This window comes from Pantoea sp. X-Soil-ISGK-275, from assembly GCF_059730795.1.
On the sequence record NZ_AP035976.1, the window covers coordinates 1,821,092 to 1,841,902 of the forward strand.

The following is a 20,811-nucleotide window of genomic DNA, read 5'->3' on the forward strand; positions in this document are numbered from 1 at the left end:
ATGTTTAGTCGTATTCGTGTTGTATCCGGCCTACTGTGCGTGCTGGCGCTGTTTGCCTTACTGCAGCTGTTCTCCGGTGGAGTGTTCTACTCCACGGTCAAAGCCGATAAAGATAATTTTGCCTATAACCAGCGTCTTAGCACGCTGCAGCGGGCGATGGGCACCTCATGGGTATCGCTGGTTCAGGCGCGTAACACGCTGAACCGTGCGGGGATCCGTTACCTGCTGGACAGTCAGCAGGCTGGCTCAGGCGCAACCGTGAAAGATCTGGTGGCGCTGGCGAGTGAGGAGTTGAAGAACGCCGATCAGGGTTTTGCCGAATTTAACGCCAACCTGTCTGAAAAGGGCAAAAAGGCCGAGAACGTGCTGACGCTGCAGGCCAACTACAACGCCTATCGGGGTGCATTGGGTGAGTTGATCGATTTCCTCGGTAGCGGAAATTTCAAAGGATTTGTTGATCAGCCGACGCAGGGATTCCAGGACAAATTTGCCAAAGATTATAACGCGTGGCTGAGCTACAACATTGTGCTCGCCAATCAGGGCATTGAAGCTAATGACGCGGCGTATACCCAATCCATCATGCTGGTGGTCGGCACGCTGCTGGTGACCTTGCTGGTGATTGCGCTGGTGTGGAGCGGCATGCGTGCGGTGCTGATCCGTCCGCTGAAGCAGAGCATCGAGCACATTCGTCACATTGCGCGTGGCGATTTGACGCAGCAGGTCGACATCACGGTGCGCAACGAGATGGGCGAGTTGCTCACCTCGGTGCAAGAGATGCAGCAAGAGTTGGCGCGGACGGTGCGTACCGTGCGTGACGGTTCCGATGCCATCTACACCGGTGCCAGCGAAATCGCCATGGGCAACAACGATCTCTCCTCGCGTACCGAGCAGCAAGCGGCTTCGCTGGAAGAGACCGCTGCCAGCATGGAGCAGTTGACCGCCACTGTGAAGCAGAACGCCGAAAACGCCCGTCAGGCTTCGCAGCTGGCGCTCACCGCCTCGGAAACCGCGCAGCAGGGCGGCAAAGTGGTGGATGGCGTGGTCACTACCATGAAAGAGATTACTGGCAGTTCGAAGAAAATCGCTGACATCATCAGCGTGATCGATGGCATCGCCTTCCAGACCAATATCCTCGCACTGAACGCCGCGGTAGAAGCGGCGCGCGCCGGTGAGCAAGGACGTGGATTTGCTGTGGTAGCGGGCGAGGTGCGCAGTCTGGCACAGCGCAGCGCACAAGCGGCGAAAGAGATTAAAGGATTGATCGAAGATTCGGTTAGCCGCGTCAACACCGGTTCTGTGCTGGTGGAGAGCGCCGGGGAAACCATGACCAACATCGTGAATGCGGTTACGCGCGTCACCGACATCATGGGCGAAATCGCCTCGGCGTCGGACGAGCAGAGCCGTGGTATCGATCAGGTCGGTCTGGCGGTGAACGAGATGGATCGCGTGACGCAGCAGAACGCAGCGCTGGTCGAAGAGTCGGCAACTGCGGCAGCGGCGCTGGAAGATCAGGCCAGCAGACTGAAACAGTCGGTTGCGGTGTTCAATATCGGTAAAGAATTTGTCGTTCAGGCCGTTAACGTATCTACAGCGGCAAAAAATTTGCGTTCCGGCACGCCAAAAGCACTGGCACCGGCAGGCGCACGTAGCACTGACGATAACTGGGAAACCTTTTAATCCTTGTGGCCGCCGCAAGGCGGCCCATAAGAATGGCGCGACTGGCAGCACAGTAGCAACCGCAGTATCACAATTTAAACAGTTTGTTGCCGGGTGACCTGAAATGAAGAAATCGACGTTATTGGATCAAAGTGAAGCGACCACGCTGCTCTCGCAAATGGTGCAGCGCTTACCGCTCTCAGATACGCATTTTCGTCGCATTAGCCAGCTGATCTATCAGCGCGCGGGCATTGTGCTGGCCGACCACAAACGCGAGATGGTTTACAACCGTTTAGTGCGTCGTCTGCGCATGCTGAATATTGATGACTTTGGCCGCTATCTGGCCCTGCTGGAGCAGGACCAAAACAGTGCGGAGTGGCAGGCGTTTATTAACGCGCTGACCACCAACCTGACCTCTTTCTTCCGCGAGGCGCATCACTTCCCGATCCTCGCGGATCATGCGCGTAAGCGCACGGGTAATTACAGCGTCTGGAGCACCGCCGCCTCAACCGGCGAAGAGCCGTACTCCATCGCCATGACGCTGGCGGAAACGCTGGGCACCGGTCCGGGTAAATTCCAGGTCCATGCCAGCGATATCGACACGCAAGTATTAGAGAAAGCCGTGGCGGGCGTGTATCGCCAGGAAGAGCTACGCACGCTATCGCAGTCACAGCTGCAGCGCTTTTTCCTGCGCGGCACCGGTCCGCACGAAGGCATGGTGCGCGTGCGTTCCGACCTCGCCAACATGGTGAACTATACGCAACTGAATTTACTGGCACACGACTGGGCGTTGCCGGGTCCGTTCGACGCAATTTTCTGTCGCAACGTGATGATCTATTTCGATAAAGAGACGCAGGAACAGATTCTGCGCCGTTTCGTGCCCCTGCTGAAACCCGGCGGTCTGCTGTTTGCCGGGCATTCCGAGAACTTTAGTCAGATCAGCAAAGAGTTCTGGCTGCGTGGACAGACAGTCTATGGACTGAGCAAGGAAAGACGATGAGCAAAATCACCGTGATGTGCGTGGATGACTCTGCGCTAATGCGACAGTTGATGACCGAGATCATCAACAGCCATCCCGATATGGAGATGGTCGCGAGTGCGCCAGATCCGCTGGTGGCGCGGGATTTAATCAAACAGTACAACCCGCAGGTGTTGACGCTGGATGTGGAGATGCCGCGCATGGATGGCCTCGATTTCCTCGAAAAGCTGATGCGCCTGCGCCCGATGCCGGTGGTGATGGTCTCCTCGCTGACCGGTAAAGGTTCAGAAGTAACGCTGCGCGCGCTCGAGTTGGGTGCGGTGGATTTCGTCACCAAGCCGCAGCTCGGTATTCGCGAAGGCATGCTGGCATACAGCCAGATGATTGCCGATAAGATCCGCGCCGCCGCACGCGCCAAGCTACATGTGCGTGCCTCCACGCCGATGCCGGTGACGCTGAAAGCGGGCCCGCTGCTGAGCAGTGAAAAGCTGATCGCCATCGGCTCTTCCACCGGCGGCACCGAGGCGATTCGCCATGTGCTGCAGCCGCTGCCGGCGACCAGCCCGGCGCTGCTGATTACTCAGCATATGCCGCCGGGCTTTACCCGCTCGTTTGCCGAGCGTCTGAACAAGCTGTGCCAGATCACCGTGAAAGAAGCGGAAGACGGCGAGCGTATTTTGCCGGGCCACGCCTATATTGCGCCGGGCGCCATGCACATGGAGCTGGGCCGTAGCGGTGCCAACTATGTGGTGAAACTGAATGACGGTCCGCCAGTGAACCGACACAAGCCATCGGTAGATGTGCTGTTCCGTTCGGTGGCGGTGCACGCAGGACGAAATGCGGTGGGTGTAATTCTGACCGGGATGGGTAACGACGGCGCGGCCGGGATGCTGGAAATGCATCGCGCGGGCGCCTGGACCATCGCGCAGGATGAAGCCAGCTGCGTGGTATTTGGTATGCCGCGCGAAGCGATTGCGATGGGCGGCACCAGTGAAGTGGTCGATTTAGGCCACATCAGTCAGCACATGCTGGCGAAAATTAGCGCCGGACAGGCATTGCGAATTTAACGAGCCCGTCCTGCTGGACGAGACAACACGGGAGTAGATATGGCTGATAAAAATATGCGCTTTTTGGTGGTGGATGACTTCAATACGATGCGTCGTATCGTCCGTAACCTGCTGAAAGAGCTTGGATTCAACAACGTCGAAGAAGCAGAAGACGGCGTCGATGCCCTGACCAAACTGCGTGCCGGTGGCTTTGATTTCGTGGTTTCCGACTGGAACATGCCGAACATGGACGGTCTGGAGCTGCTGCAAACCATTCGTGCTGACGCCACGCTGAACAAACTGCCGGTGCTGATGGTGACCGCGGAAGCGAAGAAAGAGAACATCATCGCGGCCGCGCAGGCGGGCGCCAGCGGCTACGTGGTGAAGCCGTTCACGGCGGCCACGCTGGAAGAGAAGTTAGGCAAAATATTCGAAAAACTGGGTATGTAAGGAGATGTGATGAGCGACCTTCCGAAATCAACCGAAGAAGCCTCGGCACACGACATTATTACCCGCATCGGCTCACTGACGCGCATGTTGCGTGACAGTCTGCGTGAGCTGGGGTTAGACCAGGCGATTGCTGAAGCGGCGGAAGCCATTCCTGACGCGCGCGATCGTCTGGATTATGTTGTGCAAATGACGGCGCAAGCGGCAGAACGTGCGTTGAACTGCGTTGATGCAGCGCAGCCACACCAGGACCAAATGGAAGCCGGCGCCAACCAGCTGAAAGGCCGGTGGGATGCGTGGTTTGAAAATCCGATTGAACTGACTGATGCGCGCGAGTTGGTTTCGGATACGCGCCAGTTCCTGACTGACGTTCCGGGACACACGTCGTACACCAATAAGCAGTTGCTCGAAATCATGATGGCGCAGGATTTCCAGGACCTGACCGGTCAGGTGATCAAGCGCATGATGGATGTGATCCAGGAGATCGAGCGTCAGCTGTTGATGGTGCTGCTGGAAAATATGCCAGAAGCCAACGCCGCGGCGCGTAAAGAGGGCAACAGCCTGCTGAACGGTCCGCAGATCCACGCCAATGCACCCGGCGTGGTGGCGAACCAGGATCAGGTTGATGACCTGCTGGATAGCTTAGGGTTTTAAAGACGTTTGCCCTCACCCTAACCCTCTCCCACTCGTGGGAGAGGGAACCGATCGAGCCTGCATATGGCAGCGTCTCTCTCGCCCGCTTGCGGGAGAGGGCCGGGGTGAGGGACAGCGCGTACCGTACCTACACCGCGCGCTTCTGCGCCAACGCCAATTGCGCCACCAACACTTCCACGCCTAACGCCTCAAACGCCGCAACCTGCGCCGGAGAAATGCCGCTGTCGGTAATCAGATAGTGAATATGGCTCCAGTCGCACGGCAGCGCGAACATCGACACCTTATCGATCTTGCTGGAATCCGCCACCACATACACGGTGTTGGCTGAGTTGATCATCGCCATTTTCACCTTGATATCGGTCTCACTGGGAAAGCTCAAACCCAGACGCGGCGAGATACAGGCCGTGGCAAGAAACAACTTTTCCGCCAGCACGTTTTCGAAAAACGAAGCGGCTTTCTCGCCCGAAGTCGAAAGCGTCGGGAACTTGAACGTCCCGCCGGTCAGCAAAATATTAATGCCCGGCTCGCCGCCCAGCTTCAGCGCGATATTCACCGCCGTGGTAATCACCGATAACCGACGAATATGGCTAATCGCCTCGGCAATCGCCGTGGTGGTGGTACCGGAATCGAAAATCACCGTGTCGCCATTCTCTACATGCTGCGCGGCAAGTCGGCCAATCGCCTGTTTTTCTTCAAGATGCGTCTGACGCTCCAGCAGCATCGCGCCGGTATTCTGCTTGCCGGTCATCAAGGTGGCACCGCCGTGATAACGCTGCACGTGACCGTCTTGCTGCAACATGCGCAGGTCGGTGCGAATGGTGGCTTCGGTCAGGCCGAAGGTATCGGTCAACGCTTTAACCGTGACGGTGCCGTCTTCGCGGATCATCTCCAGAATCTTCTCACGGCGCTGCTGCATATCAGCCAGCTGCTCAGTTTTGCTTTTCAATCGAAATGCTCCCTCTTTCCAATCACGGTCTGGTTTCGCCAATAAGGAAACCCGAGCTGATTTTACTCTGCGTTTTGGGCATTTGCGAGGCAGCTTCCAAAATCACTGGTTTTCGAATGAAAATCATCATCTGCTATGCGATTGATTTCGCAGAAAGCCACTAGCAGCGCTCTCCATGTCATAAATTTAGTCATTTACGCAAAGATAATAAAATCATGGGGATAATTTTTCTTGCTGCGATTTGTATGAAATTTGATCTCCTCCACAAACCGTTATTAAACGATAGCTTATATTTTTGTTCGAAAATGATATTTACTAAAACGATAACCCGGCCAGCCGTAAGCAGAGCCGCCGTACACCATTATGGAGAGAGACGATGAGTGGGGAATATGACGTTAACCTGCGCTACGGCGTGAACATTGAGCAGGATTTAACCGGCAAAGTGGCAGTGGTCACCGGCGGGCTGGGCGGGATTGCGATGGCCAGTAACGCCATGCTGCTGGAGAAGGGCGCACGGCTGGCGCTGCTCTATCCGCCCTTCGAAAGCGACAAAGTGGCGGGCGTGCAGGATCAGTTTGCTGCCGATCGTGTGCTGCTGGTGTGCTGCGACGTGACCGATCCCGCCTCGGTTGAAGCGGCATTTGATGATGTCGAACAGCATTACGGCAAGATCGATATCCTGGTGAACTGCGCGGGCTACGTGATGTTGCAACCGGTGTTAGAAACCGATTTTGCCGAGTGGCAAAAGCAGATCGACGTCAATCTTACCGGACCTTTCCTCTGCTCGCAGGCAGCCGGTAAACGCATGGTGCGCGCCGGTAACGGCGGCAAAATCATCAACATCGCCTCGCAGGCCGCGTCCATTGCTATCGATAATCACGTTGCCTATACCTCGGCCAAAGCCGGTCTGCTCGGCATGACCAAAGTGATGGCTAAAGAGTTCGCTCCCTATCGCATAAACGTTAATACCTTATCGCCCACCGTGGTGCTGACGCCGATGGGTGAAAAAGCCTGGCGCGGCGAGAAGGGCGAGCAGATGAAAAAGCTGATCCCCCTCGGACGCTTTGCCTATACCGACGAAATCGCCGCCGCGGTGCTGTTCTTCGCCAGCAACGGCAGCGACATGATCACCGGCGCAGATTTAATGATCGACGGTGGCTTTACCATCTGGTAAGCCGCGCCAACACCAGAACGGCTGACCTGCGTGACCCAATATAACAATGAGAGAACCTCACCATGAAAAAACGTACCCTGCTGTTAACTGCCATTGCCAGTTGCCTGATCTCCCAAGCCAGTTTCGCTGCCGATAAAGGCACCATCATGATTCTGGTGAACTCGCTGGATAACCCGTATTACGCCTCCGAAGCCAAAGGTGCCAACCTCAAAGCGCAGCAGCTGGGCTATAAAACCAGCGTGCTGTCGCATGGCGAAGATGTGAAAAAACAAAGTGAACTGATTGATGCCGCCATCGGCAAAAAGGTGCAGGGCATTGTGCTGGATAACGCTGACTCCACCGCCAGCGTGGCCGCCATCAAAAAAGCCAAAGATGCCGGCATTCCGGTGGTGCTGATCAACCGTGAAATCCCGGTAGACGACGTGGCGCTGGCGCAAATCACCCACAACAACTTCCAGGCCGGATCTGACGTGGCCAACGTGTTTGTTGAGAAGATGGGGGAGAAGGGCAGCTACGCGGAACTCACCTGTAACCTCGCCGACAACAACTGCGTTACGCGTTCTAAATCCTTCCATCAGGTGCTCGACCAATATTCCGACATGAAAAGCGTGGCGCGTCAGGATGCCAAAGGCACGCTGATTGACGGCAAACGCATCATGGACAGCATTCTGCAGGCGCATCCGGATGTGAAAGGGGTGATCTGCGGTAACGGCCCCGTGGCGCTGGGTGCGATTGCGGCTCTGAAAGCGGCGGGCCGTAACGATGTCATCGTGGTTGGCATTGACGGCAGTAATGATGAACGTGACGCGGTGGAAAAAGGCGACCTAAAAGCCACGGTGATGCTGCAGGCGCAAGCCATCGCCGCGCAGGGCGTGACCGACCTCGACAACTTTATTCAGAAAGGCACCAAGCCTGAGAAGCAGCGCGTGATGTTCCGCGGCATTCTCATCACGCCAGACAACGCTAAAGGCGTGCAGGACTTTAACTTCAAGTCGTAATCAATGCGGTGCGCCCGTCTAACGGGCGCCCAGGAGAATGTGATGCACAGACGACTCTGGTTACTGCTTCCTGTCGTGATCCTTAGCGGTTGCCGCATTGTGTCGCAGCAGGAGCTGGCCGACCTGAAAAATCCTCCCAATGCCAAAATGGGCAATATTGCTCAAACATGGCAACAGAAGCTGGTGCCGCAGATTCAACATGATGCGAAGCCGGTGGCTGAGTTGTTGAATGCGCTGAAGTCCGCCAAAGATTTTGATAGCGCCTGCAAAACCTACGGCTATCGCAGTCAGGAAGAGAACCCGTGTGTCTTCAGTGTCAACGTGAGCGGCGAAGTCACCGCCGTCAACACCACGTCGCGCAATGGCCGGATGACGGTGAAGGATGTGTCCGGTGACAACATCACGGTGCAGGTCGGCCCAATTTTTCCCGGTACGATGTTACGCGATGCCTACAAAGGTGCCAGCTATCAGGACTTTAACGATCAGGTGCTGTTCGGCGACTACAGCCGCGCGATCAATCAGCAGGCGGCGAACATGATGAGTGCTTTCAAGCCCAAAGTGGGTGACAAAGTGCAGCTTGCTGGCGTGTTTAGCAGCTTCGATACGCCGGAGCAGGTGCCCAATGTGACACCTGCGGCGATTTCACGTCAGTAAGGAGCGGATATGCAACAGCCTCAACATGACGTGATTATTGAAACCCGCAACGTGTCGCGCATCTATCCCGGCGTCACCGCGCTGGATCAGGTCAATTACCGCGTCTATCGCAACAAAGTGAACGTGCTGATTGGCGAAAACGGCGCGGGCAAATCCACCATGATGAAAATGCTGGCTGGCGTGGAGATCCCCTCATCGGGCGAGATTCTGCTGGACGGCGCAGCCGTGTCGCTGAGTTCCACACATCAGGCGGAAAAACTGGGCATCAGCATTATCTTTCAGGAGCTGAACCTGTTTCCCAACATGAACGTGATGGACAACATCTTCATGGCCAATGAGTTTTTCCAGCGCGGTGTGATTAACGAGAAGTACCAATATTCACTGGCCAAAGCGCTGCTGGAACGGCTGGAACTGGATGTCGATCCTTACGCGCCGCTGGCTGAACTGGGTATCGGCCATCAGCAGCTGGTGGAAATCGCCCGCGCGCTGTCAAAGGACACGCGCGTGTTGATCATGGATGAACCGACCAGCGCGCTCAGCCAGTCAGAAGTGAAAGTGCTGTTCAACGTCATCGACCAGCTTAAACGGCGTGGCGTCACCATTATCTATATCTCACATCGACTGGAAGAGCTGATGGAAATTGGCGATCACATCACCATCTTCCGCGACGGACGCTTTATCAGCGAACGCGAAGTCCGCGACGCCTCGATTCCGTGGATCATCGAGCAGATGGTGGGCGACAAGAAGAAACACTTCGATTACCAACCGGCGACGCAGGGCGAAACGGTACTCAGCGTCAACGGGCTGACCGCGCTGCATCAAAACGGCGGCTACAAGCTCAATGATGTCTCTTTCACGCTGCGCAAAGGCGAAGTGATTGGTATCTACGGCCTGCTGGGCGCGGGACGCACCGAGTTGTTCAAGGGGCTGATTGGCATGATGCACTGTCAGTCGGGCAGTGTCAGTCTGAACGGCGAAGCGCTGGAGAAGCGCAGCTTCCAGCAGCGACTGAAAAAAGGTATCGCGCTGGTGCCGGAAGATCGTCAAACCGAAGGCGTGGTGCAGCTGATGTCGATCACCGCCAACATGACGCTCAGCGATCTCAGTCTGCGCGGCTTCCGCCGCTGCTGGCGCATGCTCAATCCGCACAAAGAAAAGCACCGCGTCGATGAAATGATTGGCCATCTTGCCATCAAAGTCAGCGATGCCGAATTGCCGATCACCTCCCTAAGCGGTGGCAATCAGCAAAAAGTGGTGCTGGGCAAAGCCCTGATGACCGGGCCGCAGGTGGTGCTGCTGGATGAGCCGACGCGCGGCATCGATGTGGGCGCCAAAACCGACGTCTATCACCTGATTGGCAACCTGGCGCAACAGGGATTGGCAGTGATGTTCTCCTCGTCCGAGCTGGATGAAGTGATGGCGCTGGCTGACCGCATTCTGGTGATGGCGGATGGTCGTATTACCGCCGATTTACCGCGCGCGGCGGCCACGCGCGAAGCCCTGATTGGCGCCTCAACGCCGCATGATTGAGCCTGCTGGAGAGTAAAACGATGAATCAAAAATACCTAATCTACATGTACCTGCTTAAGGCGCGCACCTTTATTGCCTTATTAATCGTAGTGAGTTTCTTCAGCTTTATGGTGCCTAACTTCCTGACCACCTCCAACCTGCTGATCATGACGCAGCATGTGGCGATCACCGGCTTGCTGGCGATCGGCATGACGCTGGTGATTTTGACCGGCGGCATCGATCTCTCCGTGGGCGCGGTGGCGGGCATATGCGGCATGGTGGCGGGTGCGCTGCTCACCAACGGCGTTCCGCTGTGGGGCGGTAACGTGCTGTTCTTCAACGTGCCCGAGGTGATTCTGGTGGTGGCGCTGTTCGGCGTGGCGCTGGGATTGATTAATGGTGCGGTGGTCACGCGACTCGGCGTCGCGCCCTTTATCTGTACGCTCGGCATGATGTATGTGGCACGCGGCGCGGCGCTGCTGTTCAACGATGGCAGCACCTACGCCAACCTCGTCGGCACGCCAGCGCTCGGCAATACCGGCTTCGCCTTGCTGGGTTCCGGTTCGGTGCTGGGCGTGTATATCCCTATATGGATGATGCTCGGCTTCCTGCTGCTGGGTTTGTATCTGACACGTAAAACGCCGCTCGGTCGATACATCTACGCCACCGGCGGCAACGAATCGGCGGCGCGCCTGGCGGGTGTGCCGATTATCAAAGTCAAAGTGTTTGTCTATGCCTTTTCCGGTTTGTGCGCCGCGCTGGTCGGTTTGATTGTGGCGTCGCAGCTGCAAACCGCGCACCCGATGACCGGCAACATGTTTGAGATGGACGCCATCGGTGCCACGGTGCTGGGTGGCACGGCGCTGGCGGGCGGCCGCGGGCGGGTCTCGGGCTCGATTATCGGTGCCTTTGTCATCGTGTTCCTTGCCGATGGCATGGTGATGATGGGCGTCAGCGATTTCTGGCAGATGGTGATTAAAGGTCTGGTAATTGTTACTGCGGTGGTGATCGACCAGTTCCAGCAAAAATTACAAAGTAAGGTGGTGCTGCTGCGCAGACATGAAAAAAAGCAGCAATCGGCCGCCCTGCCTGAAGCGACACATGGATAACAGGAGGCAATATGACACGCGATTTTAGTGGCAAAACAGTGGTGATTACCGGCGCATGCCGCGGCATTGGCGCGGGCATTGCCGCGCGCTTTGCCGGCGACGGCGCGCGATTGGTGATGGTGTCGAACTCGGAACGGGTTTTCAGCACTGCGCAGGCCATCGAGCAGCAGTTTGGTAGTGAGATTCTGGCGCTGCAGGTTGATGTTACCGATGAAGCTGAGGTTCAGCAACTCTATCAACAGGCGGCTAAACGCTTTGGCAGCATTGATGTGTCGATTCAAAATGCAGGCGTCATCACCATCGAGCGCTTCGATTCGATGCCAAAAAGCGACTTCGAGAAGATCCTTGCGGTGAACACCACCGGCGTGTGGTTGTGCTGTCGCGAAGCGGCGAAATATATGGTCAAGCAGGGCAGCGGCAGCCTGATCAACACTTCGTCCGGCCAGGGACGTCAGGGCTTCATTTATACTCCGCACTATGCGGCCAGCAAGATGGGCGTAATCGGGATTACCCAAAGCCTGGCGCTGGAGCTGGCGCCGTGGCATATCACGGTGAATGCCTTCTGTCCTGGCATTATTGAGAGCGAAATGTGGGACTACAACGATCGCGTGTGGGGCGAGATCCTCAGCAGCGATAAAAAGCAGTATGGCAAAGGCGAATTAATGGCGGAGTGGGTAGAAAATATCCCGCTTAAGCGCGCGGGACAGCCGGAAGATGTCGCCGGGTTGGTGGCTTTCCTCGCTTCTGACGATGCACGCTATATCACCGGGCAGACCATCAATGTGGATGGCGGTTTAATCTTCTCCTGATAGCTCTCCGTAGCGGCGCCATTTATGGCGACCTAACTTCCAGGCGCCCATTAATGGGCACCCTACAAAACAATTGCCGCATTCGTAGGGGCGCCATTTATGGCGACCTGGCTTCCGGGTGCCCATGAATGGGCACCCTACAAATCCGAAAGTACGCATCATTGTCTTAATCGAAACCAGACATTTCCGGCACTTGCATCAGAATATGCTAGGGTAGACTTATGCACTTTTGTGAGCCACCTCAAATTCTGAACTGGGTCGAACCCTATTTTTAGCTATGTTATCTACTTTGTTATCACTCAAAAGCGTGCGATATCTCTCTGGTTTTTCATTACTTGCTGCATCCGCGCCTGCGCTGGCGTTGATTTCTGACACTAAACTCGCCGATGCGCCGTTTAGCGATCCCACACGTTTCCAGAAAATGGCCGATCAATTGCCCGCGTTGGGCTATCAGGACGAAACCGAAGCGTTTAACAAAAAGCTGGCGACCATTGCCAAAAGCATTGGCGAAGCCAGCCAGAACAGCACCGACGACAATTCCTTAAGCCAACAGGCCGGTCTGTGGGCCTTTAATCATTTCCGCGATGAAGTGGGAAATCGACTGGTCAATGAAGGTCAATCATTGCTGTCGCCGTATGGCAACGCGCAGATCGACTTTAACGTGGACATCGATGGCAACTTTAACGGCAGCGGTGCTTCGCTGCTGACACCGTGGGCGGATAACTATCGCTACCTGACCTTCAGTCAGGTGGGTTTGCATCAAACCGATGATGGGCTGGTGGGCAATGTGGGTCTTGGTCAGCGCTGGATGGCGGGCAAATGGCAGCTGGGCTATAACGGCTTTGTTGACCGTATGTTCAGCAGCGGCCTACAGCGCGCTTCGCTGGGTACCGAAGCGTGGGGCGATTATCTGCGCTTCTCCGCCAACTACTACACGCCGCTCTCAGGCTGGCAGGATCGCAATCCCTTCCAGCAGCAGCGAATGGCACGCGGCTACGATTTCACCACCCAGGGCTATTTGCCGCAGTATCGCCAGCTCGGTGCATCGGTGAGCTGGCAGCAATATCTTGGCGATAACGTCGATCTGTTTAGCTCCGGCAATCGCTACCACAATCCGTCGGCATTGACCTTTGGTGTTACTTATACGCCAGTGCCGCTGGTGACCTTATCCGCCAGCCACAAAACCAGCGACAGCGGTGAGAGCCAGGATCAGCTCGGTTTGCGTCTCAACTACCGCTTTGGCGTGGCGCTCAGCCAGCAGCTGAGTCCGGATAATGTCGCGGCGGCGCACTCGCTGCGCGGCAGTCGTTACGATAACGTGACGCGCAGCTATACGCCGGTGCTGGAATATCGCCAGCGTAAAACGCTGTCGGTATTTCTCGCCACGCCGCCGTGGCAGCTGAATGGCGGAGAAAGTTTGCCGCTGAAACTGCAGATCCGCAGCACTAACCCAATCGCTAAAGTGATGTGGCAGGGCGATACGCAGGCGCTGAGCCTGACGCCGGGTGCCAATCCCAACGATCCGCAGGGCTGGAGCGTAATCATGCCCGCGTGGGATAGCTCGCCGGGCGCGCATAACAGTTATCGCTTGTCGGTGGTGTTAGAAGACAGCAAACAGAACCGCGTCACTTCGAACGAGATCGTCCTGCAATTGCAGCCGCCGTTCTCACTGGATCAGGGCGATGATAATCGCTTTGATTTGATGGCGCCGTAATTGCCACTCGCCAATAAAAAAGGGCAGCTTTCGCTGCCCTTTGCGCCTATTCTGCCGACACTAGCCGAATAGCAATGAGGGTATTGCAACTTAGAACTGGTAAACCAGACCTACAGCGGTGACATCGTCAGTTGGGATGTTCAGCGCATTGTTGTCTTTCAACAGGTTAATTTTGTATTCAGCATACACAGACATGTTTTTGTTGAAGTAGTAAGTACCACCCACAGCAACGTATTTGGTGAGATCGACATCACCAATATTTTCAATCTCTTTGCCTTTCGATGAAACGTAACCGATTGAAGGACGCAGGCCGTTCAGGAATTGATACTGCGCCACAGCTTCAAAGTTAATCGCTTTGTTAGCAAAGCCACCATTGATTGGGGTTGCGTTCAGCGTTTCGCCGTACATGGTTGCCAGATAAATCTGGTTCGCATCGTATTTCAGGCCAGTAGTCCAGTGCTGTGCTTTCTCGCCATCGCCACGTAAGGCCTGGTTCTGCGTATTGGTGCGATCCAGGCTGGCGTAAGCGCCAACCAGGCTCAGACCGAAATCGAAGTCATAGGAAGTGGAGAGTGCGAAGCCATCACCGTTTGAACGGCGAACCGCAATGTCTGCATTGTTACGATCGTTTTTACCTTCGTACTGAGCGGCGACGTTCCAGCCTTTCACCAGACCGAAGAAATCTTTGTTGCGCCAGGTCAGCACACCACCTGAGCGGCTGGACAGGAACCCATCAGAGTAACCTTGATCGCCACCGAAGAAGGGGAGCATATCGGTGTAACCCAGCACATCATAAATCAGACCGTAGTTACGACCGTAATCGATAGAGCCAAACTGACCAAACTTCAAACCAGCAAAGCCCAGACGGGTTCTGTTACCGTTGTTGGCATCGCTGCTGCCTTCAGAGTTGGTCAGGCTGTACTGATACTGCCATTGGCCATAGCCGGTCAGCTGGTCATTGATCTTGGTTTCGCCTTTAAAACCCAGACGGGTATAAGACGAGGTGTCGCCATTTGACGCATCGTTATCAGAGAACAGATGCGAGACGTTAATTTTGCCGGTCAGATCCAGTTTGTTGCCATCTTTGTTATAGATTTCGGCGGCCTGAGCCGAAGAAAGTCCCAGCAGTAAAGGCATCACTGCTGCCAGTAAGGAGCGCTTCATCATTTAATTTTTACCCTGTGATATTTTTTAATTTTGTCCCCTTGTTCGGGGTGAAAAGAAAATGACACAAAAGGTTCAAGATCGACAGTGCAATATATGTAACTAAATATTTCTCGTTAACTTTTTGTGTGATTTTTACTCTTAAATTCCATTATGTGGAATTTTGTATTGGTTAAACTTATCCATAAGACAAAAGGCAGGAAGATGATTTAAATATTTATTTATATGATTTTATTAGTTAATTTTAAATTTAAAGATGCGTAAATAAAGTAAGTAGCTCGTTCATGAAATAGCACAAGCCTATGCATTATTGTTCAATAGCAAATATCTGAATCCAACTAATCATTAGCAGAGTAATTATCGGTTTCATGGCTTTGTGTCCTTTTATTTCTGTTCTGATAATAACCTTGGTCACAAATGTTATTTAGCTTTTCGCTTAACAATGAACTGGCGAAATAATATTCAATCCAGCGAGGCAAATGTTAAAACCTAATTAATTACCCGGATGCTAAATTTGCACCGCGCTAACACTTTCCTGCACCAATCAGGCACATTGCGCCCCAAAAAAGTGCGTTTATCGCATTAATTTGGCGAAATATTTCCTGCCCGATCACAAAAGCAATATTTCATTTTGCCAATGCATAAATCCGCTAAATAAATTGCTGCTATTCAGCCCACATCAGACTGATATTCACTTTTTATGCAATTAATGTGAATAGCATTACTTCTTAAGTTATTGATATTTCGTAGTGGCAAGACGTTTATGCATTTTTGTGGCTGGCTGGCACGCTATCTGCAAGATACAGTAGAGCTGCCACTTAACATTTTTAACAATTTCAAAACAAAGGCTTCACCGGGTGTGGAGCAGGAGAAAGGGCTATGTCACAGCAGGTTTCGCGTCAAAATTTCGATCAATGGATGATGCCAGTTTATGCACCCGCGGCTTTTGTACCGGTTCGTGCTGAAGGTTCTACGCTGTGGGATCAGCAAGGCAAAGAGTATATCGATTTCGCCGGTGGCATTGCCGTTAACGCCCTGGGTCATGCGCATCCCGCGTTGCAGCAGGCGCTGACCGAACAGGCGAGCAAACTGTGGCATACCGGTAACGGCTACACCAATGAACCGATCCTGCGTCTCGCCAAACAATTGATTGATGCCACCTTTGCTGACCGCGTGTTCTTCTGTAACTCCGGCGCCGAAGCGAATGAAGCCGCGTTGAAGCTGGCGCGTAAAACCGCGCACGACCGTTTCGGCGCTGAGAAGAATGGCATCGTTGCCTTTAATAACGCCTTCCACGGTCGCACGCTGTTTACCGTGACAGCGGGCGGACAACCGGCTTATTCCCGTGATTTTGCGCCGCTGCCGCCAGCGGTTGAGCATGCTAATTTCAACGATTTGGCCTCGGCGGCCGCGCTGATCAATGACCAAACCTGCGCGGTGATCGTCGAGCCGATTCAGGGGGAAGGCGGCGTGCTGCCAGCCGATCCGTCTTTCCTGCGCGGACTGCGCGAACTCTGCGATAAGCATCATGCGGTGTTGATTTTTGATGAAGTACAAAGCGGCGTGGGTCGTACCGGTTCGCTGTACGCCTACATGCATTACGGCGTGACGCCGGATGTATTAACCACCGCCAAAGCGCTCGGTGGCGGCTTCCCGATTGGTGCCATGCTGACGCGTGAAGATTTAGCGCAGGTAATGGGCGTCGGCACGCACGGCACCACGTACGGCGGCAACCCGCTGGCGGGCGCCGTAGCGGGCAAAGTGATGGAGTTGATCAACCAGCCAGCCTTTATGGCGGGCGTAACCGAGCGTCATCAATGGTTTGTTACTGCGTTGCAGGAACTTAACCAGCGTCTGCCGGTGTTTAAAGAAGTGCGCGGATTGGGACTGCTGATTGGCGCGGTGCTGAACGACGATTTCGCCGGTAAAGCCAAACAGTTCAACCTCACTGCGGCCGAAGAGGGCGTGATGGTGCTGATTGCCGGTGCCAACGTGGTGCGTTTTGCGCCAGCGCTGAACATCAGCGAGCGTGAAGTAAAAGAAGGCCTGGCGCGCTTCGAACGTGCCTGTGAACGCGTGCTCAAAGGAGCCACATCATGATGGTGATTCGCCCCGTCGAACGTGACGATCTTTCGCAGTTGTTGTCGCTGGCGGGCAAAACCGGGGGCGGCTTAACCTCGCTGCCTGCGGATAGCGATACGCTCAAAGCCCGTATTGAGCGTTCGCTGCTCACCTGGCAAGGTGCGCTGCCGCCTGCCGAACAAGGCTATGTGTTTGTGCTGGCCGACAGCGAAGACAATCGCGCCGTCGGCATTTGCGCCATCGAAGCGGCGGTAGGTTTGCAGGATCCCTGGTACAACTTTCGCGTTGGCACGCAGGTGCACGCCTCGAAAGAGCTGAATGTGTATGCCAGCCTGCCGACGCTGTCGCTGAGCAACGATCACACCGGCAGCAGCGAGCTGTGCACGCTGTTCCTCGATCCCGATTACCGCGATGGCAAAAACGGCCATCTGCTGTCGAAATCGCGTTTTCTGTTTATGGCTAACTTCCGCGACCGCTTTATGAAACACGTGGTGGCGGAGATGCGTGGCGTCAGCGATGAGAATGGCCACTCGCCCTTCTGGGACAGTGTCGGCAGCCGCTTCTTCTCGATGGAGTTCAGCAAAGCCGATTTCCTCAGCGGCACAGGCCAGAAAGCCTTTATCGCCGAGCTGATGCCCAAACATCCGCTCTACATTCATTATCTGTCTGAAGCGGCGCAAAAAGTAATTGGCGAAGTCCATCCGAAAACCGCGCCGGCGCGGGCGGTGCTGGAGGCGGAAGGTTTTCGCTATCTCAACTATGTCGACATCTTCGACGGCGGCCCGACGCTGGAGTGCGAAATCGATCGCATTCGTGCCATTCGCAAGAGTCGCCAGTTAACCGCTGAGAGCGGTGTAGCCGATGAAAGCTGGCCGCTGTGTCTGGTGGCGAATGCCGATTACCAGCATTTTCGCGTGGCGCTGCTGCCGGTGGATATGGCATCCGGCACGGTAAAACTGACTGAAAGCCAGCGCGCGGCGCTGCACTGCAACATTGGCGATCAACTGCGTGTGGTCACGTTGTGTCGCGAGGAGAAAAAAGCATGACGCATTTTATTCAAGGTCAATGGGTGACCGGCGGCGCTGACGCCCTGAGCAAGCACAATCCGGTAACCGGCGAAACGCTGTGGCAGGGCAAAGCAGCATCCGCAGCACAAGTGGCTACGGCCTGCGAAGCGGCGCGCGCGGCGTTCCCGCAGTGGGCGAGAAAACCGTTTGCGGAACGTCAGGCGCTGGTGGAAGGTTTTGCCCGTCTGCTCGAGAGCCATAAAACCGCGCTGGCGGAAACCATCGCCCAGGAAACCGGCAAGCCGCGCTGGGAAACGCTGACCGAAGTGCAGGCGATGATCAACAAAATTGCCATTTCGATTAAGGCCTATCACAGCCGCACCGGCGAACAGGCCGACGGCGAGAGCTCGTTGCGCCATCGTCCGCACGGCGTGCTGGCGGTGTTTGGTCCGTATAATTTTCCCGGTCATCTGCCGAACGGCCATATCGTGCCGGCTCTGCTGGCGGGGAACTGCGTGGTGTTCAAGCCGAGCGAGCTGACGCCGCTGACGGCAGAAAAAACCGTACAGCTGTGGGAACAAGCCGGTTTACCGGCGGGCGTGATGGCGCTGCTACAGGGCGGGCGTGAAACCGGCCAGGCGCTGGCGAATGCAGCGCAAATTGATGGCCTGCTGTTTACCGGTAGCGCCGCCACCGGCTATCACCTGCATCGTCAGTTCGCCGGGCAGCCAGAAAAAATGCTGGCGCTGGAGATGGGCGGCAACAATGCGCTGATTGTCGAAGATCCCTCTGATCTCGATGGTGCGGTACATATCGCTATTCAGTCGGCCTTTATTACCGCCGGACAGCGCTGCACCTGTGCGCGTCGTCTGCTGGTGAAGCGGGGCGCGGCGGGCGATGCCTTCCTGCAGCGTTTGGTTGAGGTCAGCGCGCGCTTGCAGCCTGGCGAGTGGAATGCCGAGCCGCAGCCGTTTATGGGCAGCGTGATTTCACCCGCCGCCGCCGGACATATTTTTGCCGCCTGGCAGCAGCAGGTGGAAAAGGGCGGAAAAGTGTTGCTCGGCATGCACTGGCCGGATCGCGACAGCGCCATCATCACACCGGGCATCATTGATGTGACCGAAGTGAAAGAGTTAGCGGATGAAGAGGTGTTTGGTCCGCTGCTGCAGGTGATTCGCTACGACAGCTTCGAGCAGGCGATTGCCATCGCCAATAACACCCGTTATGGCTTGTCATGCGGCCTGATTTCGCCCCAGCGCGCGCAGTTTGATCAGCTGTTGCTGGAGGCGCGCGCCGGTATTGTTAACTGGAACAAACCGCTGACCGGCGCGGCCAGCACCGCACCTTTTGGTGGCATTGGCGCCTCGGGGAATCATCGTGCCAGCGCATGGTACGCCGCTGATTATTGCGCGTGGCCAATGGCGTCGCTGGAGAGCCCAAGCCTGGCGCTGCCGGGCAGCTTATCGCCGGGCCTCGATTTCTCCGCGCAGGGAGCGAAATAATGAAAGCGTTTGAAGCCAACTTTGATGGGCTGGTCGGCCTGACACATCACTACGCGGGATTGTCGTTTGGTAACGAAGCCTCGACGCGCAATCAGCTGCAACCTTCGAACCCGCGTCTGGCGGCGAAACAGGGCTTGCTGAAGATGAAAGCGCTGGCGGATATGGGCTACGTGCAGGGCGTGATCCCGCCGCACGAACGTCCTAATCTGCCGCTGCTGCGCCAACTTGGTTTTAACGGCAGCGATGAGCAAGTGCTGGCGCAGGCGGCGAAGCACGCGCCGCAGCTGCTGTCGGCGGCCAGCTCCGCTTCAGCCATGTGGGTGGCCAATGCCGCCACGGTGTCGCCGTCGGCGGATAGCGCCGATGGACGCGTGCATTTCACCGTCGCCAATCTGAATAACAAATTCCACCGCGCCATTGAGGCGCCGGAAACTGCCGATCTGCTGCGTGCAATTTTTCGTAACCCGCAGCACTTCAGCGTGCATGATGCGCTGCCGCAGGTGGCGCAATTTGGTGATGAGGGTGCAGCCAATCACAATCGCTTCGGCAGTGATTATGGCGATGCGGGCGTGCAGCTGTTTATTTATGGCCGCGATGGGCAGCAGCAGGGCGCAACACCGGCACGTTATCCGGCGCGCCAAACCCGTGAAGCCAGCGAAGCGGTGGCGCGTTTGCATCAGCTCGATGCGCAGCGCACGCTGTTTGCCCAGCAAAATCCGGCGGTGATCGATCAGGGCGTGTTTCATAACGATGTGATTGCGGTGAGCAATCAGCAGGTGCTGTTCTGCCATCAGAATGCCTTTGTTAATCAGCCTCAATTGCTGAACTACCTCGCCGCGCGCGTCAGCGGTTTCCAGCCGATTGAAGTGCCGCGCGATAAAGTGTCGGTAACCGATGCGGTCAATACCTATCTATTTAACAGCCAGTTATTGCAGCGCGCCGATGGCGGAATGCTGCTGGTGCTGCCCGAAGAGTCGCGCCAGCATGCGGGCGTGTGGCGTTATCTCAGCGAGCTGGTGGAGAGCGGCGGGCCAATTCGTGAACTGAAAGTGTTCGATCTGCGTGAAAGCATGTTTAACGGCGGCGGCCCGGCCTGTTTACGTCTGCGCGTAGTGTTAACCGAAACCGAGCGTCAGGCGCTGAATCCGGCGGTGCTGATGAACGATCGTCTGTTTGCCACGCTCAACGATTGGGTGGATCGCCACTACCGCGATCGCTTAACCCAGGCCGATTTAGCCGACCCGCAACTGCTGCGTGAAGGGCGCACCGCGCTGGATGAGCTGACGAAGCTGCTAGACTTAGGCAGTGTCTACGCGTTTCAGCGTTAACGCCGGGGTGAGAGGTTCGCCCCACGTCGTTAT

The 20,811-nt window shown here is 55.7% G+C and carries 18 protein-coding genes; 16 read left to right on the forward strand and 2 right to left on the reverse strand.

Going from position 1 to position 20,811, the window contains the following annotated elements; genetic code table 11:
* From AC6I8A_RS08485 to cheZ, 5 genes are all read left to right on the forward strand, one after another.
* On the forward strand, positions 1 to 1,677 hold the full coding sequence (locus AC6I8A_RS08485) for a methyl-accepting chemotaxis protein (protein WP_479486953.1): 1,677 nt from the start codon (positions 1 to 3) through the stop codon (positions 1,675 to 1,677).
* Positions 1,678 to 1,780: 103 nt separating this feature from the next.
* Positions 1,781 to 2,656: a protein-glutamate O-methyltransferase CheR gene (gene cheR / locus AC6I8A_RS08490; protein WP_101764604.1), complete on the forward strand. Its 876-nt coding sequence runs from the start codon at positions 1,781 to 1,783 to the stop codon at positions 2,654 to 2,656.
* Positions 2,653 to 3,702 carry a protein-glutamate methylesterase/protein-glutamine glutaminase gene (locus AC6I8A_RS08495; RefSeq protein WP_008102868.1) on the forward strand — a complete coding sequence of 350 codons (1,050 nt, stop codon included), beginning with the start codon at positions 2,653 to 2,655 and terminating at the stop codon, positions 3,700 to 3,702. The genes cheR and AC6I8A_RS08495 overlap by 4 nt, the downstream gene beginning before the upstream one ends.
* A gap of 39 nt (positions 3,703 to 3,741) precedes the next feature.
* Positions 3,742 to 4,131 (forward strand): chemotaxis response regulator CheY, encoded by a 390-nt coding sequence (gene cheY, locus AC6I8A_RS08500; RefSeq protein WP_008102871.1) that lies wholly within the window; start codon positions 3,742 to 3,744, stop codon positions 4,129 to 4,131.
* A gap of 9 nt (positions 4,132 to 4,140) precedes the next feature.
* Positions 4,141 to 4,782 (forward strand): protein phosphatase CheZ, encoded by a 642-nt coding sequence (cheZ, locus tag AC6I8A_RS08505; RefSeq protein ID WP_008102872.1) that lies wholly within the window; start codon positions 4,141 to 4,143, stop codon positions 4,780 to 4,782.
* Positions 4,783 to 4,909: 127 nt separating this feature from the next.
* On the opposite strand, the gene AC6I8A_RS08510 is transcribed toward cheZ, so the two are convergent.
* On the reverse strand, positions 4,910 to 5,728 hold the full coding sequence (locus AC6I8A_RS08510; protein WP_497818307.1) for a DeoR/GlpR family DNA-binding transcription regulator: 819 nt from the start codon (positions 5,726 to 5,728) through the stop codon (positions 4,910 to 4,912).
* 376 nt (positions 5,729 to 6,104) lie between these two features.
* Here AC6I8A_RS08510 and AC6I8A_RS08515 point away from each other — a divergent pair, with 376 nt between their 5' ends.
* The 7 genes from AC6I8A_RS08515 to AC6I8A_RS08545 all read left to right on the forward strand — a co-directional run bounded on the left by AC6I8A_RS08515 (position 6,105) and on the right by AC6I8A_RS08545 (position 13,695).
* Positions 6,105 to 6,902 (forward strand): GolD/DthD family dehydrogenase, encoded by a 798-nt coding sequence (locus tag AC6I8A_RS08515; protein WP_312182870.1) that lies wholly within the window; start codon positions 6,105 to 6,107, stop codon positions 6,900 to 6,902.
* Between the two features lie 62 nt (positions 6,903 to 6,964).
* A complete protein-coding gene (locus AC6I8A_RS08520) occupies positions 6,965 to 7,900 on the forward strand; it encodes a D-ribose ABC transporter substrate-binding protein (RefSeq protein ID WP_265296970.1) in 936 nt (311 codons plus the stop codon).
* Between the two features lie 42 nt (positions 7,901 to 7,942).
* Positions 7,943 to 8,554, forward strand: coding sequence for a DUF2291 family protein (locus tag AC6I8A_RS08525; RefSeq protein ID WP_497818308.1), 612 nt, complete (start codon positions 7,943 to 7,945; stop codon positions 8,552 to 8,554).
* 9 nt (positions 8,555 to 8,563) lie between these two features.
* On the forward strand, positions 8,564 to 10,084 hold the full coding sequence (locus AC6I8A_RS08530) for a sugar ABC transporter ATP-binding protein (RefSeq protein WP_497818309.1): 1,521 nt from the start codon (positions 8,564 to 8,566) through the stop codon (positions 10,082 to 10,084).
* Positions 10,085 to 10,104: 20 nt separating this feature from the next.
* Positions 10,105 to 11,172: an ABC transporter permease gene (locus tag AC6I8A_RS08535; RefSeq protein WP_154194790.1), complete on the forward strand. Its 1,068-nt coding sequence runs from the start codon at positions 10,105 to 10,107 to the stop codon at positions 11,170 to 11,172.
* Between the two features lie 11 nt (positions 11,173 to 11,183).
* Positions 11,184 to 11,981, forward strand: coding sequence for a glucose 1-dehydrogenase (locus AC6I8A_RS08540; protein ID WP_497818310.1), 798 nt, complete (start codon positions 11,184 to 11,186; stop codon positions 11,979 to 11,981).
* 277 nt (positions 11,982 to 12,258) lie between these two features.
* A complete protein-coding gene (locus tag AC6I8A_RS08545) occupies positions 12,259 to 13,695 on the forward strand; it encodes a YchO/YchP family invasin (RefSeq protein WP_497818311.1) in 1,437 nt (478 codons plus the stop codon).
* Between the two features lie 90 nt (positions 13,696 to 13,785).
* On the opposite strand, the gene AC6I8A_RS08550 is transcribed toward AC6I8A_RS08545, so the two are convergent.
* Positions 13,786 to 14,862, reverse strand: coding sequence for a porin (locus AC6I8A_RS08550; RefSeq protein WP_312182882.1), 1,077 nt, complete (start codon positions 14,860 to 14,862; stop codon positions 13,786 to 13,788).
* A gap of 876 nt (positions 14,863 to 15,738) precedes the next feature.
* Here AC6I8A_RS08550 and AC6I8A_RS08555 point away from each other — a divergent pair.
* Genes AC6I8A_RS08555 through astB form a run of 4 tightly spaced genes read left to right on the forward strand, consistent with a single transcriptional unit; the run spans position 15,739 to position 20,778 of the window.
* Positions 15,739 to 16,959 carry an aspartate aminotransferase family protein gene (locus AC6I8A_RS08555; RefSeq protein WP_154183270.1) on the forward strand — a complete coding sequence of 407 codons (1,221 nt, stop codon included), beginning with the start codon at positions 15,739 to 15,741 and terminating at the stop codon, positions 16,957 to 16,959.
* Positions 16,956 to 17,987 carry an arginine N-succinyltransferase gene (gene astA / locus AC6I8A_RS08560; protein ID WP_497818312.1) on the forward strand — a complete coding sequence of 344 codons (1,032 nt, stop codon included), beginning with the start codon at positions 16,956 to 16,958 and terminating at the stop codon, positions 17,985 to 17,987. Before AC6I8A_RS08555 ends, astA begins: the two co-directional genes overlap by 4 nt.
* The gene (gene astD / locus AC6I8A_RS08565; RefSeq protein WP_497818313.1) at positions 17,984 to 19,450 is read left to right on the forward strand and encodes a succinylglutamate-semialdehyde dehydrogenase; all 1,467 of its coding nucleotides are present in this window, start codon (positions 17,984 to 17,986) and stop codon (positions 19,448 to 19,450) included. Before astA ends, astD begins: the two co-directional genes overlap by 4 nt.
* Positions 19,450 to 20,778 (forward strand): N-succinylarginine dihydrolase, encoded by a 1,329-nt coding sequence (gene astB / locus AC6I8A_RS08570; RefSeq protein WP_497818314.1) that lies wholly within the window; start codon positions 19,450 to 19,452, stop codon positions 20,776 to 20,778. The genes astD and astB overlap by 1 nt, the downstream gene beginning before the upstream one ends.
* Positions 20,779 to 20,811 lie beyond the last annotated feature (33 nt).

Coding starts and splice junctions, on each gene's coding strand:
- AC6I8A_RS08525 (WP_497818308.1), top strand. CDS start 7,943: ATGCACAGACGACTCTGGTTACTGCTTCCTGTCGTGATCCTTAGCGGT.
- astA (WP_497818312.1), top strand. CDS start 16,956: ATGATGGTGATTCGCCCCGTCGAACGTGACGATCTTTCGCAGTTGTTG.
- cheZ (WP_008102872.1), top strand. CDS start 4,141: ATGAGCGACCTTCCGAAATCAACCGAAGAAGCCTCGGCACACGACATT.
- AC6I8A_RS08535 (WP_154194790.1), top strand. CDS start 10,105: ATGAATCAAAAATACCTAATCTACATGTACCTGCTTAAGGCGCGCACC.
- AC6I8A_RS08515 (WP_312182870.1), top strand. CDS start 6,105: ATGAGTGGGGAATATGACGTTAACCTGCGCTACGGCGTGAACATTGAG.
- AC6I8A_RS08485 (WP_479486953.1), top strand. CDS start 1: ATGTTTAGTCGTATTCGTGTTGTATCCGGCCTACTGTGCGTGCTGGCG.
- AC6I8A_RS08550 (WP_312182882.1), bottom strand. CDS start 14,862: ATGATGAAGCGCTCCTTACTGGCAGCAGTGATGCCTTTACTGCTGGGA.
- astB (WP_497818314.1), top strand. CDS start 19,450: ATGAAAGCGTTTGAAGCCAACTTTGATGGGCTGGTCGGCCTGACACAT.
- cheY (WP_008102871.1), top strand. CDS start 3,742: ATGGCTGATAAAAATATGCGCTTTTTGGTGGTGGATGACTTCAATACG.
- AC6I8A_RS08545 (WP_497818311.1), top strand. CDS start 12,259: ATGTTATCTACTTTGTTATCACTCAAAAGCGTGCGATATCTCTCTGGT.
- AC6I8A_RS08540 (WP_497818310.1), top strand. CDS start 11,184: ATGACACGCGATTTTAGTGGCAAAACAGTGGTGATTACCGGCGCATGC.
- cheR (WP_101764604.1), top strand. CDS start 1,781: ATGAAGAAATCGACGTTATTGGATCAAAGTGAAGCGACCACGCTGCTC.
- AC6I8A_RS08495 (WP_008102868.1), top strand. CDS start 2,653: ATGAGCAAAATCACCGTGATGTGCGTGGATGACTCTGCGCTAATGCGA.
- AC6I8A_RS08520 (WP_265296970.1), top strand. CDS start 6,965: ATGAAAAAACGTACCCTGCTGTTAACTGCCATTGCCAGTTGCCTGATC.
- astD (WP_497818313.1), top strand. CDS start 17,984: ATGACGCATTTTATTCAAGGTCAATGGGTGACCGGCGGCGCTGACGCC.
- AC6I8A_RS08530 (WP_497818309.1), top strand. CDS start 8,564: ATGCAACAGCCTCAACATGACGTGATTATTGAAACCCGCAACGTGTCG.
- AC6I8A_RS08555 (WP_154183270.1), top strand. CDS start 15,739: ATGTCACAGCAGGTTTCGCGTCAAAATTTCGATCAATGGATGATGCCA.